At 52.6% G+C, this 14,188-nt stretch carries 13 protein-coding genes; 6 read left to right on the forward strand and 7 right to left on the reverse strand.

Features of this window, described 5'->3' with window-relative positions; genetic code table 11:
• Window positions 1-47 precede the first annotated feature (47 nt).
• Window positions 48-983 carry a DUF475 domain-containing protein gene (locus tag ABSB80_RS08850; protein WP_428370204.1) on the reverse strand — a complete coding sequence of 312 codons (936 nt, stop codon included), beginning with the start codon at window positions 981-983 and terminating at the stop codon, window positions 48-50.
• A 196-nt stretch (window positions 984-1,179) separates the two neighbouring features.
• Between ABSB80_RS08850 and ABSB80_RS08855 the strand changes: the two genes are divergently transcribed.
• Window positions 1,180-1,803: a DUF2115 domain-containing protein gene (locus ABSB80_RS08855; RefSeq protein ID WP_428370205.1), complete on the forward strand. Its 624-nt coding sequence runs from the start codon at window positions 1,180-1,182 to the stop codon at window positions 1,801-1,803.
• A gap of 97 nt (window positions 1,804-1,900) precedes the next feature.
• Here the strand turns inward: ABSB80_RS08855 and ABSB80_RS08860 are convergent, their stop codons facing one another.
• Window positions 1,901-2,164 carry a stationary phase-response protein gene (locus tag ABSB80_RS08860; protein ID WP_428370206.1) on the reverse strand — a complete coding sequence of 88 codons (264 nt, stop codon included), beginning with the start codon at window positions 2,162-2,164 and terminating at the stop codon, window positions 1,901-1,903.
• A gap of 79 nt (window positions 2,165-2,243) precedes the next feature.
• Here ABSB80_RS08860 and ABSB80_RS08865 point away from each other — a divergent pair, with 79 nt between their 5' ends.
• Window positions 2,244-2,672, forward strand: a complete 429-nt coding sequence (locus ABSB80_RS08865; protein WP_428370207.1) for an Sjogren's syndrome/scleroderma autoantigen 1 family protein — start codon at window positions 2,244-2,246, stop codon at window positions 2,670-2,672.
• Between the two features lie 319 nt (window positions 2,673-2,991).
• Here ABSB80_RS08865 and ABSB80_RS08870 read toward each other — a convergent pair whose 3' ends face one another.
• The 3 genes from ABSB80_RS08870 to glyS all read right to left on the reverse strand — a co-directional run bounded on the left by ABSB80_RS08870 (window position 2,992) and on the right by glyS (window position 9,311).
• On the reverse strand, window positions 2,992-3,642 hold the full coding sequence (locus ABSB80_RS08870) for a hypothetical protein (protein ID WP_428370209.1): 651 nt from the start codon (window positions 3,640-3,642) through the stop codon (window positions 2,992-2,994).
• A gap of 27 nt (window positions 3,643-3,669) precedes the next feature.
• The gene (locus ABSB80_RS08875) at window positions 3,670-5,910 is read right to left on the reverse strand and encodes a DEAD/DEAH box helicase (protein ID WP_428370211.1); all 2,241 of its coding nucleotides are present in this window, start codon (window positions 5,908-5,910) and stop codon (window positions 3,670-3,672) included.
• A 1,703-nt stretch (window positions 5,911-7,613) separates the two neighbouring features.
• Entirely contained in the window at window positions 7,614-9,311 is a 1,698-nt protein-coding gene (gene glyS / locus ABSB80_RS08880; RefSeq protein WP_428370363.1) for a glycine--tRNA ligase, read from the reverse strand.
• A gap of 197 nt (window positions 9,312-9,508) precedes the next feature.
• Here glyS and ABSB80_RS08885 point away from each other — a divergent pair, with 197 nt between their 5' ends.
• The 3 genes from ABSB80_RS08885 to ABSB80_RS08895 all read left to right on the forward strand — a co-directional run bounded on the left by ABSB80_RS08885 (window position 9,509) and on the right by ABSB80_RS08895 (window position 11,921).
• Window positions 9,509-10,360 (forward strand): hypothetical protein, encoded by an 852-nt coding sequence (locus ABSB80_RS08885; protein ID WP_428370213.1) that lies wholly within the window; start codon window positions 9,509-9,511, stop codon window positions 10,358-10,360.
• 176 nt (window positions 10,361-10,536) lie between these two features.
• Window positions 10,537-11,145, forward strand: a complete 609-nt coding sequence (locus tag ABSB80_RS08890; protein ID WP_428370215.1) for a response regulator receiver protein — start codon at window positions 10,537-10,539, stop codon at window positions 11,143-11,145.
• 113 nt (window positions 11,146-11,258) lie between these two features.
• Complete coding sequence (locus tag ABSB80_RS08895; protein WP_428370217.1) at window positions 11,259-11,921, forward strand: metal-dependent hydrolase; 663 nt, start codon at window positions 11,259-11,261, stop codon at window positions 11,919-11,921.
• Window positions 11,922-11,953: 32 nt separating this feature from the next.
• Here the strand turns inward: ABSB80_RS08895 and ABSB80_RS08900 are convergent, their stop codons facing one another.
• Window positions 11,954-12,175 carry a hypothetical protein gene (locus ABSB80_RS08900; RefSeq protein ID WP_428370219.1) on the reverse strand — a complete coding sequence of 74 codons (222 nt, stop codon included), beginning with the start codon at window positions 12,173-12,175 and terminating at the stop codon, window positions 11,954-11,956.
• Window positions 12,176-12,312: 137 nt separating this feature from the next.
• On the opposite strand from ABSB80_RS08900, the gene ABSB80_RS08905 reads away from it, so the two are divergent.
• Window positions 12,313-12,600: a hypothetical protein gene (locus ABSB80_RS08905; protein ID WP_428370221.1), complete on the forward strand. Its 288-nt coding sequence runs from the start codon at window positions 12,313-12,315 to the stop codon at window positions 12,598-12,600.
• Between the two features lie 132 nt (window positions 12,601-12,732).
• On the opposite strand, the gene ABSB80_RS08910 is transcribed toward ABSB80_RS08905, so the two are convergent.
• A complete protein-coding gene (locus tag ABSB80_RS08910; RefSeq protein WP_428370223.1) occupies window positions 12,733-14,127 on the reverse strand; it encodes an MFS transporter in 1,395 nt (464 codons plus the stop codon).
• Window positions 14,128-14,188 lie beyond the last annotated feature (61 nt).

A 14,188-nucleotide genomic window follows, 5' to 3' on the forward strand; every position in this document is an offset into this window, starting at 1 on the left:
GGATGCATTGCCGGGGGATCGGAAGAAAGGTTCGCGGAGAAATGCCGTCAGGAGTTCCTCTTGGACCGCGGGGCTTTTGGGATCTCCTTTAAGGATTTCACGAGGAAGTACCCGACCACCCCGAACGTGATGAGCGGGGAGACCCAGAACGGGATGTGCATCCCGGAACTGTCCAGGATCATGATGATTCCGAGGAAGAAGATCGAATACATGGCCCCGTTTTTGAGATACAGATATTTCCGGATGGTATCCACGTTGCGAAGGGTGAGTTCCCGCACGACAAATGCACCAAGACCATTCCCGATAAGGATCAGGGGGACTGCCATGGTAAACGCAAACGCCCCCACCACGCCATCAATAGAGAACGTGGCATCGATGACCTCAAGATAAAAGACCTTGCTGATATCGGTCATATCGGTCCGGAGCATCTTTTCCTCTGCATGTTCAGCGTTCTGCCGGAACCCGTGGACAATAAAGAATGCCGTCGATCCGATCACGGCACCAAAGGCGACCATGGTGTTGATCCCGAGCGAGAACCAGACAAGGCCCGCGAGGACGACCGAGACGAGGGCGAAGAACCAGACGCCGTTCCTGGCAAAAAAGCGCTCCCCGCGAAGGCCGAAGTTCTTGTCCTCCAGGAAGAGCCAGTGCAGGAAGAGAAAGAGGAGAAATGTTCCGCCGCCTATCTGGAGAACCGGGGCGGACTGCTCGATCGCTGAGAGTACCCGCGGGTCGCTCGAGAATGTGGCGGTAAATGACCCGATCGGGCCGAGTGCGGGGTTTGACAGCCATACGATCAGCCAGGGCAGCAGGCCGCGGATCGCAAAAACCGCAAACAACAGCCCCCAGGTAAGGAACCAGCGCTTCGCCCGCTCACTCATCGTCGAGAGCACTTCGGCATTGATGATGGCATTGTCAATGCTTGTTATGGTCTCGAACAGGCAGAGGCCGGCGATGATCAGGATGATGGAAATGATGTCCATGAGTCAGGATCATATGGTATTCTTTGATGTATAAATATATCAAGGCAAAAATGGCTGTCAGGACAGGATATCTGCCAGGAAAAACCCGCTGCTTCGCAATTTTCCATTCTGCCGGACGGACCGCAACGGTTGAAAAGGCACAGCGACATTTTTGGATAGAAAAGAACAACACTACAACCAGGGTTCGGGATTGTGCATGGAAGCCAGCAGAGCAGTATCCGGTCCGGCCGACCGGGACGAGGGGGTCTACCGGGAGATCTGTTCGGTTGCCGACCGGATCGCAAGAGCCCGCTCAAAAGGTGAACTCGGCACGATACTTGCCGGCGAGCTGTCGCAGTATTCCCTGTTTGACCTCCAGATCATCGGGGGGAGGCTGAACAGCGAGATCCAGAAACTTCCCTCTCCGTACCGCGAGGCGATCCGGCCGTATTTCCGCGAACAGCTCTTCGGGAAGCATCACCTCCTCCTCGCCATGCACCGTAGCGGCGCTTTTAAGAGGCTGGACTCCCCCCTCCGTGACCGAGAGATCTTCGGGAAGTTCTGCGGGATGCTTCCCGAGGGCGTTTTTTCCTGGGACGACGCAGGCGAGCGCAACCCATTTTTCCGGAACCCGAAGAACCGGCTCTTCTATTACCTGATATCGGCATTTACCCTGTTCGTCCTCGACGAACCCGGCCACCCCGCAGGGATGCCGTTCCCCGGCGGGTTCAGAGTCGAACAGCGGGGAAAAGACTACTACTGCCTGATTCGGGACAAGGAAAAAGAGGTGTTTTACTCCATCTGCAACTTCTGCCCGGCAAAGCAGAGCGAGGAGGGCTGAAAAGGCGGGGGTGTCATCGCATCGGGATAATGATGGCGTTCGCCCGGTAAAAATGCCCCGGTCCACGATAAAATAAAAAAGTCCGGCCGGATCGTATTCAGTCCAGCGGGATCGTCTCCAGCTGCGATACGAGCTCCCAGATCCGGGTCCGCGCATGAATAGGCATATTGGGATCATTGGAGATTTCATCGATCTTTGAGATGGCTTCCGCGGCGCGCAGCCCCATCGCCTTGGAATTGTTCGTGAGCAGCGTCCGGGTCTCGTCTGCCACGCGCCGGATATTACGGGGTATCGAACTGTCCTCCTGGATGTGCTGCAGCATCAGGATACAGTTTTCCATGGTTTTTTCAGGGTTTGGCATGGTATCACCGGTCTGTGTACCTGTAGTTAATATGCGGAACCGACATATATAGTTTAAATATTGACGAGACGGTGATACCATGCCCGCACGAAAAGAAGACGAGATCATGGCTGAGTACCTCCTCAAGGGAGGCAAGATGCTCGAAAAGTCCTGCAAGACCTGCGGCTGCCCGCTCTTTGAAGTCAAGGGAAAGACGTTCTGCGTCGTCTGCGCAGAGAACGAAGCGGCGGCAAAGGCTGCACAAAAACCGGCTGCGGCCGCACCTGTTGCTCCTGCGGCGCAGGCACCTCCTGCCGAATCCCGGCAGGAATGCACGTGCGGCGCGGACCATGACGAGGAATCGTGCACCTGCGAAGGGGAAGGGGGCCTGCTTGCCGATGAGCTCGCCATGACGATCCATGCGCTCTGCGAACGGATCCACAACGAGAAGGACCCGAACCACGTCCTCACCCTGATGAACGCCGTGAAGGCCGGGACCGAGGCGCTCGAGATATTGTGCCGGTTGTAGGGATATACCGGTTTTAGTTCCATTGGAGATCTTCAGGGAAGATCCCGATCGTGCCGGCCTGAAGCAGCGGATGGAATCGTTCGGGGTCCGTGGGGATGTGTGCCGGAAAAAGATCCGGAACATGATCCGGAAAACAAAATTCTATTGTCACTGATCTTGGAAAAATGTTACATCACTTTTACCGAAGCGATGGCTCCCCGCCTCAGGGCCGCTCACGCGGCACGGCGGGGCAGATTACCGGTTTTGGTGACCGGTAATTAAGGCCGCCGCGGGGGCGCCCCGCCGGGGGCGGCGGCGGTCATCTTTATTTGAGTTTAATTCAACTTGGTGTATCCTTCGATTTCTCTATTTTTATCACTTCAGGAAAACAACTCGTCATAATTCCAAGTGTCGTAACCAAATAGAGGCTCGCGTTAAAACAAATATAGTCACACAATTCTGGATCGTTCAAAACTTTTCCAACAGAATACCCCAATCCATTTTTTTGTGTTTGAATTAGATTCCATTCTGCTCCAATTGGATCGCCATGGACAAGATGATTGAGCGTTTCTATAACTGTTTTAACTAATTTTGGATCCTTTTTTCCTGTTAACGTATTGAGCATTTCTTCGAATCGGGGGCTATTTTTATTCTTCCATCCCTCTTCCCACAGGACAATTTTCTCTTGATTAGCATTGAGATAATTGATAATTGCAACTCGTTCAATCAGTGGACGCAATAAAACCAAGGCTCCAAACAGATATCCTTGCCTTATCAATTCCCGAATTGTCAGTGAGAGGTTAATTGATTGAGGAATAATTTGGGTTGCTGCTTTTTGTATTCGATTTAATTCATTTTCTTGCGTAAAATTTGCAATTTCCTGATTTAATTCGAGGCAACTGATAATGACTTCATCAAAATGATATACAGATATACGTCCAAGATAGGGTTCGTTATCCGGAGTAAAAACAATCTGGTCCTGTTTATTCATACTGTAAAGGGCTCCTGAAAATCCGGTTCACCCGTACCCCCTCCTGCACACCTCGTACACCTTCCCAGCCGTCTTCTCCCCGATCCCCCGCACCGCAACCAGCTCCTCCAGCGACGCGTTCACGATACCCTGAATCGAACCGAAGTGCGCCAGCAGGAGGCGGGCGTTCTTCATCCCAATCTCCGGGAATGAGGAGACGATATACTCCTGTTCCTCCCGCAGGGAGCGGTGCGACTTGTGCGGGTGGACCTTACGCTCCCCCCGCTCTCCCTCCTCACGCTTCGCAAGCACGAAGAGCATCTGTGCGGTGTCCTGCTCGTCCCGGGTGAAGAGCAGCGAGACACCCATATCCACCGTGAGTGCGGCAAGGACGCCTTTTATCGCATTCGGGTGGACGTCCCGCTGGGTGTAGAGGTCTCCGCCTTCGATGATCAGCACCGGGCGCGTGACTGCCTCGGCCATCTCCTTGACCTGCCCGAGGAGGTCGCGGTTGATGAGCGTATCGACAAAGTCCCGTGCGGTCTTGCGCTCGACGAGGATCCGGTCCCCGATGGCATAATCCCCGTGTGCCAGCCGTTCGACGCGGATCGACGCACCCAGGTTCGAGAGCACTTCGACGACCTTTGAGGACGTCTCACGGTCATCGATAATGATCAACCGCTGGTCCGCGGGGGTGAATTCGTCGATGCTCGACTGTTCAACGGCAACCGGAACTGGCGGCGAGGATGCCATGCTTCCCATCGTGCGCATGCTTTTGTGCATCATCTTCTCCTTTGCCTGGCTGACGTGGCGGAACACCTCGTCCGAGGTCCCTTTGGTCACCAGCACGACAACCCTTCCTGCCCCCGACCTGCCGGTACGGCCTTTGCGCTGGATGGACCGTATCTCCGAGGGCACCGCCTCGTAGAAGATCACCAGGTCCGTGGACGGGACATCAAGCCCTTCCTCCCCGACCGACGTGGCGATCAATACTCTGAACTCGCCTCTCCGGAACCGGTCCAGCGCCGCGATCTGCTTCTTCTGGCTGAGCCCCTTCTCCGCATCTTTCGTGGCCTGCCCGACGAACCGCTCGCTCGTAATCCCGTGCTCTGCGAGGAAATCCACGAGGAGCTGGACCGTGTCCCGGTAGGTTGCAAATATGATGATCCTGCTGTCCGGGTGCGTTTCCAGCTGCTCCTTCACAAACCCGAGTGCGATCCCCGGCTTCGGGTGCAGCTCCGTTGTCCAGCCGGTGGAACGTTCAAAGAGCTCGCGGAACGATGCATCCTGTGCGAGGCGCTGGCTTGCCTTGCTGCCACCGGAACCGGTTCCTTCTGCGATCAGTTTTGCGAGGTACCCTTTGAGCACCTCGCTCCCCTGCGATTCCGCAAGGGTGACAGCATGTTTGAGCTTCATGCACTCCGCGTAGACCGAGGCTGCGGAATACGCGGCTGGGTCGCGGTCTGAGATCCTCTGCTGGATCTGGGCGTTGATCGCGTTGAGCGCCTTCATCGTGAGCCGGTCCCGTTTGGGCACCGTGAAGTGCAGGGATGCGAGCAGGGCGAGCCGGTTCTCGATGAGCGTGTTGATTACATCGATAGCCGACTTGAGCTCGGGAGGAAGCTCAATCATGATATACTCAAGGTCACGCTCGAACACGTACGGGCGGACGTCGGGATCGTCCTCAGTCCGTGTCTCGACCCGGGTGATCCCGAGGTTGGCACACACTTCCTGCATCTTTTCCGGTGCACCCCCCGGCGAAGCGGTCATGGCGAGGAGGAGGGGCTTGTCAGCTGTAGCCAGGTAGCGCTGGGCCAGGAAGACGTAGGCATAGTTCCCCACAGCCCGGTGGCATTCGTCCACGACAAGGAGCGAGACGTCTTTTAAGGAGTACCGTCCCCCGATAAGATCATTCTTGATAACCTGCGGGGTTGCGAGGATCACGGTCGCCCGGTTCCAGTCAGCGGTCCGTTCGTCCGGCGGGGATTCGCCGGTGAACATGGCAAACGGAGAGGAATCTGAACCGGGAGGACTTTTGACGAGCAGGTAGCGTTCAAAATAGCGGAGGTGCTGTTCGACGAGCGGCTTGGTGGGGGCGAGCATCAGCACTTTTCCCCCCTCGTTGTAAAGCCGTGAGGCGGCGACGAGGAGCGCGACGGCAGTCTTGCCGAGTCCCGTCGGCAGGATCACCATCGTGTTCCCGTCAAGCGCCCGCATAGCGACCGAGAGCTGGTACTCCCGAGATTCAAGGCTGTCCGGGCGGATGAGAGGGTGGCTGATGTAGTCCATGTGATTGGAGGAGGTTTGGTTGCTGAGAGTAATATAGGAATTGTGCGTGGGAGCGATCCGATCTGCGAAGCCGGGTCGGGCCGGAAATTTTTTTGGATCGGTTTGGCGCCGGCACGTACAAATTAAAAAAAATTCCGGAAAAATATTTTTCAAAAAATTCAGGGAGGATCCGGAAAAATTTAAAAAAATTTTCAAATTTGAAAATTTTAGAAAGTCCGGGACGGAACAGTCCGGTATTCATTTACCACAGCATGGTAATATCGAAATGGTATAACATTCCCCACTGTCAATTTACCCACCATTATTCCCCAAAATCAGATCCTTGGGGGCTCATCTCTCCAGGCCCCTTCCGCGCCGAATCCGGGCCATTTACGGGTTCTGTTTCCCGGAAGCCGATGTCGGAAAAGCCCGTAAAATGCCCGGATTTGCGCTTCCAATAAAGTCTTCTATAATAACTCCGATTGTAAAAATAACGGTAAATTGCAAATGAAATCGACCCCCCATAGATGGGTGAGTTTTCATTTGATGCCTTCTATAGTATGTTTCTCATGAGATCTGCCAAAGAAAAGGCCTCTAAGGCCCTGTAATAAAGTCGGGGGTATTTACGGATATTTTGGCGAAATAACGATGATAAAGGCGTATTTTGGTCACCGCATTGAGAAAAGGTATGGTTTTAGGCATGGATGGGGGAGCCAGGGATCTCCTCAGAGATTGTCGGATTATTCCCCAGCCGTTTCGGTGAAATTTTCCATGTTTTGGAAATTTTTCGGAACGAACAGAAACTTTTTTTTCACGAACAAATATTTTTCAGAAAAAATTACTGTGAAAAGTTTTGGAATTTTTTTGAATCAAAAAAATTCCGGAAAAATATTTTTTTAAAAATCCCGGGAGGATCCGGAAATTTTTTCGGGAATTTTTTTTTTGTTAATCTGAAATTTTTTTTATCGAAATGCTGAACAGAATTGTAAAATTCCGGAAAATCCGGAACGGTTCAGAATTTTTGAAAATATTATCATAGCTATTTCATTTTGATCGTGAGGGTCCCCCGCCTCAGGGTGCTCCGGGGATTGAGTGGTTCATCAGAACTGCGAAATCGAGAAGAACCGGTAAGGTTCTTCGAGTCACGGCGGGGCGAATACCGGTTGGGGATAGGTAGGTAAGTGAGGCCGCCGCGGGGCGTCGATTTCCACAGCAATAAGACGGGAGAAGAATCCATCAGGATTCTTCGACTACGTCCGTCGGGGACAGCCGAAGGCTGTGGAGAAGATTTTCCCCAGAAAATCTTCGACTGCGGCGGCAGGAATCGCGAATGGGGGTATGGGGGCATCAACCCCCATCATCATGCTAAAAAATTAAAATTTTCATTATATTTCAGTGATTCCCGAATCCAAATCTTCATACCGCTACCAAAATTAAGTAAATCGTTAGGAGTTCTACAATGATTTGGGATAATATGGCATGGTACCTAACAATTTTATCTCTGTGTGGAATTTTTTTAATGATTTACGGATTCATATCCATAGTGTATCCAAATTACTATTCGGAAATTCTCAACCAACGGAATATAAATCCGGCAAATCTGATATCCATCGGAATCGCTTTTTTGCTCTTGCGATTTCGTGGAATGCATCAATTAAAAAATAAATATTCTCTAATGTCCTGTTTACAATCAATTAGTTACGTATTTTACCAGTTCCGGACTCTCACTCCAGCTCCGCAAACCTCAGGCTCCCTTCCACGAGAGCCCCGACAATCTCCGGCACCTTCTGTACGAACACCCGCACCTGTTTCATGCTGTCCCGGTCCCGGACCGTGACCGTCTGCGTCTCCTTCGTCTCATAGTCGACCGTGATCGCAAACGGCGTCCCGATCTCGTCCTGCCGCCGGTATCGCCGCCCTATCGCGCCGCTGTCATCGTATTCCGCAAGGATCCCCTTCTTCTGAAGTTTCCCTGCGATCTCTTGTGCGATCGTGTCGAGACCGTCGCGGGACATGAGCGGGAATACGGCAACCTGCACCGGTGCGACCTTCGGGGAGAACCGCATCACGATCCGCTTCTCACCGTCAGCCTCGTCCTCGTCATAGGCCTGCTCAAGGACTGCGTAGCACATCCGGTCGATCCCGTACGAGGGCTCGATCACGTGCGGGACGATCTCCTCTCCCCGTACTTCGACAATCTCGTCGCGGATTTCGAAGAGGTCGGGCGGTATGTGGATCGTCTCGCCGTCGACGATAACGTCGGCCCCCGAACTGTCGGGTGTCGCTGTCGCGAGGGCGGCAAAGATCGCCTTTGCCTTGTCCCGGTACTGTTTCCCGAGCACGCCCATGTTGGGGATGATCCGGCGCCGGGGCACCTTCCTCGGCTCCTTATACTGGATGAAGACTGTCATCGGGATGCCGCTCTGCTTTGCGTGGGCGTTCAGGTCATAATCGGTGCGGTCCGCAATCCCGACCGTCTCGACCCAGCCGAACCGCTGCGAGAAGATCTCTGCGTCCCAGCAGTCGTTCGCATAGTGGGCGAGCTCGTCCGGCAGGTGCTGCCGGAAGCGGAGCCGCTCCGGTTTTATCCCGATCGCGATCATAAGCTCGTGGGTGAGGGCCACGTAATATGCCACGTACTCGTTTGCGATGACTCCCTTGTCCACGGCTTCCCGCATGGACAATGAAACTGCCTCACCACAAGCCAGCTGCTGGTCGGAGGTGAGGAGCGGCATCCGGTACTCCGCGTACCGCCTGAACGACGGATGGCGGTTCTTCTCGTCGGGGTGGACGAAGATCTCTGCTTCCGCCTGGGTGAACTCCCGGAGACGGATCATTCCCTGCCGGGGCGATATCTCATTGCGGTAGGACTTCCCGATCTGGACAGCACCGAACGGGAGCTTGTCGCGATAGAACCGGAGCAGGCGGGCAAAATCGACGAACATTCCCTGTGCGGTCTCGGGGCGCAGGTAACCGGTCCTCTGCGAGCCCGGGCCGATCATGGTCCTGAACATCAGGTTGAACTGGAAGACCTCGACCGTGCCAAGAACCTCTTCGCAGGCAAGACATTTACAGCTCGCAAGAACCGCTGAGAGTTCCTCGTTTTTCATTGTCGACGCGTTCCGTATCCCCCCGCCTTCGGCAACATGGTCCGCCCGGAGGTATTCCCTGCAGTGCGGGCACTGGCACATCTTGTCGGCAAATCCTGCCACATGGCCGGAGGCGATAAAAACTGCCTCCTGCGCAATGGTCGGGCACTCGATCTCGTAATACCCCTCCTGGATGACATAAAAATCCCGCCATATATTCTCGATACGCCGTTTCATCATCGCACCGAGAGGGCCATAATCGATGAAGCCGGCCACCGCCCCATAACACTCCGAGGTAGGCCAGATGAACCCGCGGCGTCTGGCAAGCTCCATCACGTTCTCAAAGACATCATCGGAACCCAGTATCACTATCTATCACTTCGTTTTAATTTTAAATTCTCTATACCAATTATTCCGGACAGATATTATACCTCCCGTTTTCAGCCTTAATCATTTTAAAAACATCCAGTTCCGGATTATGATAAGACTTTTAATACATCATAATGCATATTTTCAAACAATTTAAAAATATGACCCATGAATTAAAAAAATTAGTAAAATTTGTTTTGGCCGAAGCTCTTATTGCATCAGCCATAAATTTTTTAATAATTTATTTTTCATGGATATCAACGATATCGAATTTAGCATGGGCATTTATTTTTGTTTTTTCAGGGATGGGACTTATCATTCTTTTCGGAATTCGGTGGATATCGATTTTTGTTTCAAGAATCAGCTTTTATCATCGAAATTTTTCAAAAAACTGTCTAGTTCCAAAATGTTTTTATGATTTTTTACCTCTCGAAGAGGAGGCATTATCCACCTATCAATTCAATTTTCCTGAAATGTTTATAAATTATTTAGTTTTATCAATTCCACTCTACATGACTTTTGTCTATCTACTAAATCCATCAAATTTTTTCAATGTTTCACCTAATAATATTTGTTTTCCAAATAATATTAACGAGGCATTTCTCACTTCTTTAGTCACTATTCCTGTTTATCTACTTTCCATGCGATTATTAACAAATCCTTCAAATAAGGATTTTATATATTTTAGATTGATTAAGGAATTTTATCAAAACGAAAAATCTATGTCAGATTTAAAAGAAAGAATGGTATCCTTTTATTTTGCTCTAACTGCTTCCACTTTTTTTATTATGGTTATGGACATAATTTTTAAATCTTTTATTCTGTCTAGCCAGGAAACAATAACTTTCATAAATTTTTATGAAAAATTCTATGATTTGAGTAAAGAATCATTTATTCCACAATTTAGCAGTACACAAATATTTTTGTACATCTGTGCTTATTTTGTTATGTTATTCATGCTTACCGGAATTTCGGAATTTATACTTGAGATATTAGAACCAATGGAAATTTAAATAATATTTCTATCTATCATAGATCCAAAAATACCGGGCGATCTGCGCACGAAACCCTACCCGGATGTATGAATGTTAAACACCAATTTAAAGGTCTTTTGGTCAAACAACGCATAAAGATAGCATTAAATAGTTGACGAAGTATTGTATATCCTAATCCCAATACGGGGTATGCAATGACCGAAGACAAACGCAAGGCACATCTTCTGAAACTCTTCAGTACCATGTCAGGCAAGACGAAGATCGTCGAGCCCATGAAAAATATCCATGGAACCCTGAGAGACAGCGACGCGATCGAACGCGAGGTCGCTCTCGTTATGAGAGAGATCACGGAACAGGGGATCTTCAAGACCTCTTTGAAACCGATCCAGCTCGCAAAGCTCGTAACATCATTCTATGCAGGAAAGAATGACACGGAAATCGCCCGCGAGCTGGGGGACGAGAAGCTGAGCAAGACGGTCGCACGGGCCCGCGTAAGACTCAAACTCTTCCGGGAGCTCGACTTCAGGATGCCCTTTGACAAGGTGAAGATGGAGGAGCTGATCGAGTCCGGTAAGACCATGAAGGAGGTTTCTGAAGAACTCGGCGTGAGCCCCTCGACCCTCCGCGAGTACCGGCACGTGATCGAAGAACAGGAAGACCCGACCATTGACCAGTACATCGACCGGATCCGGGATGTGATGGAGGACCGGGACCTCTCCGAGCAGATGACCCGGAGCGCTACCGCCGACAGTCTTGGCGACTCCATCGACATCACCGAAGCTGAGCTGATCGATGTGACGTAAAGGATCGTTATCCGATACAACGTCCGTCCCTTTTTACTGACACCCCGCCCCCGGTTTTTATCATTGCATGTGCAGATGGTAAATTTCATCCGAGAGTAACCGGATCTGCATATATGCAGCTTACGTACCTTGGCCATTCCTGTGTGCTCCTCTCCGGCACAAGAAAAGTCCTCATCGACCCGTTTATCGAAGGCGGAAGTGTAGCCGGGACGAATCCTGATATCGTCGCGGTCACTCACGGGCATAACGACCACATGGGCGAGACGGTCTCGCTCGCAAGGAAGACCGTGGCGATATCCGAGATCGCCAGATTCCTCAAAAGCAGGGGCGTCCCCTCGGAGGGCATGAATATCGGCGGGACCCTCACGGTCGACGGGGTGACCTTCACGATGACGCCTGCACTCCATTCCGGTTCCATCGACGAGGGGGGGATACCGGGATTTGGTGGGACGGCAGCCGGCTTCGTCATCGGCATGGACAACGTACGGGTCTATCATGCCGGGGACACGGCCCTGTTCTCGGATATGAAGCTGATCGGTGACCTCTACCACCCGGATGTCGCCCTGCTCCCGATCGGGGGAAGGTACACGATGGGTGGTGCGGAAGCGATGATGGCGGCAAATTATATCGGGGCAAAGCTGGTGATCCCGATCCATTACAACACCTGGGACAGGATAGCTGCCGATCCGCACGCATTCAAAAAAGCGGTCGAGCGGACGAGCGATCTGAAGGTGCAGGTCCTGAACCCGGGTGAAAGTGTCGGAATCGGCACCTGATCTCCGGCCCGCCGGCCCGGGTGTATAATTTCTTAATGGGGATCGCCAATTCCCTCAACAACATAACCACCGAATCCCGCTGCAAAAACCATGTCAGACGGCCGGATGTGCGGTTCAAAAAATACGGAGAGGACGGACTGCGGGATGGCCGGGAACAGGACGATCATCGTGTGCCTCTTCAATGACGTGGCCATATGCGGGAGCCGCCGCTGGAGGCTTGGGCACGGGCTCCTGATTACCAGAAAACGAATCATATTCCCCACCGGTATCCCTGCCCGCGATGATCATTTTTTCCATCACAGAAAATTTCGAGAGAGAAGCCCGGCAAAATACCGGGAACGGATCGTTACCCTAAAGAAAAGTTCCGCGTAATATCATGCAGGTGTAGTCTATGGCACTGGAATGGGACCCCATCACGTTCATCAATCTTGTACTGTGTATCATCATCGTCATCCTTGCATTTCTCTGTTTCAAAAAGTGCAGGCATAACCTGCCCCTGTATATCGGAGCGGCGTTCGGCCTCTTCGGTATCTCGCATGCAGCGACCCTTGCCGGCCTGAAGGTGCCGCTGATGATCCCGCTTATTATCATAAGGACCCTTGCCTATGTCCTGGTCATCATCGCCCTGTACCTGCATCTCCAGAGCAGCCTGATCCTGAAAGAGACACACAAGGCATAGATGAATCTTTCCAGGCCACGGCAGAACGGGATGAAGTGCCCGGGCAGAAAAATGAACAGTCAGCCCATCCGGGAATTCCTTTTTTAAATACAGCACCAGAAACGATCTGCAGAGACAAACAGGGACGCCGGGTCAGCGCACGCACGCTTCAGACCCATCGGTACGTGCGCACCGGACAAGAGAGAACGCAATACCGATGAGGCAGAGGACGGAAAAGATCAGAAATCCGGATTTCATGCCCGAGAGAAGCTGCCCGTACTGGGAAGAGGTGATCTGGGTCCTGCCGATGTAGATTGCAAGGATCATCGTCGCAATACCCATGGAGAGCATCTGGCCCACGAGACGCATCGTGCCCAGGGTCCCCGACGCGATCCCGAGATATTTTTTCTGTACCGAACTCATGATGGCATTGACGTTCGGCGATGAAAAAAGGCCGAACCCGATCCCGAGCACTGCGAGAATGAGCATGAGCACAGGGACCGGCGTGGTATTGTCGAGAAATGCGAGCGCCACAAGCCCCACTGCAGTCAGCCCCATGCCGACCGATGCGATCCACCCGGGAGGGATCCGGTCCGAGAGCCGCCCGGCATAGGGAGAGAGGACGGCCTGCATGACCGGCTGGATGATAAGGATGGTCCCCGCGTACCAGGGATCAAGATCCCTGACATACTGGAGGTAGAGGCTCAGAAAGAACGTGACGGCAAAGGTTGCACTGTAGTTGATGAGTGCGGCAAGATTGGAGAAGGCGAAGGCCCGGTTCTTCGTCCAGAGGCCGATATCCATCAGGGGGTGGGAGACCCGCAATTCCCGTGCCACAAACCACACAAGTATCGCGGTACCCGCCGTGAGGAGGAGAAAACCCCCGGTATCAGGCAGCAGCGAGAACCCGTACATGATGCAGATCAGGGCGAGGCCGTACTGGACGGCACCGCCAAAGTCGAACGTCTCGCCCCGCGAGTCTGCCCACTCCCCTTTCAGGTAGAGCAGGATCAGGCCGATCGTAAAAAGCCCGATGGGGACATTGACAAGGAAGAGACTCCGCCATCCGAAGTGCTGGACCAGGAAACCGCCGAGGAACGGCCCCAGGGAGAGCCCGAGATAGACAGCGGTCGTATAAATTCCCAGAGCCCGGCCCCGTCCGGCAACCGGTGAGACCTCCGTGAGGATCGCGACGGCCGTGCCGAATATCAGCGCCGCACCTGTCCCCTGCAGCACCCGCAGGAGGATGATCATGACCGAAGAGACCGAGAAGACCATGCAGGCAGATGCAAGGATGAAGAGAAGGAGCCCGGCGACAAACACTTTTTTCCGCCCGTATATATCAGCGATCCTGCCGAAAGGGACGAGAAATACGCCGGCCGCGAGCAGGTAGGCAGTCGACACCCAGGAAAGGGTGACTGCGTCCATAGCGAATTCCGAGCCGATGGACGGCAGGGCGATGGTGACTGCGGAGAGGTCAAACGGCGTTATAAAACCCGAGAGAACCGCAATAAAGAGCGCCACCTTCCTGATATCCGGCTGGTGCATGGTAGTGTCTGATGGTAGGTGAGACCTGAGGATATTAATAAGAAAGTGATTCGTGTGCCTG

The sequence above is a fragment of the Methanoregula sp. genome, assembly GCF_050010295.1.
Lineage (GTDB): Archaea > Halobacteriota > Methanomicrobia > Methanomicrobiales > Methanospirillaceae > Methanoregula.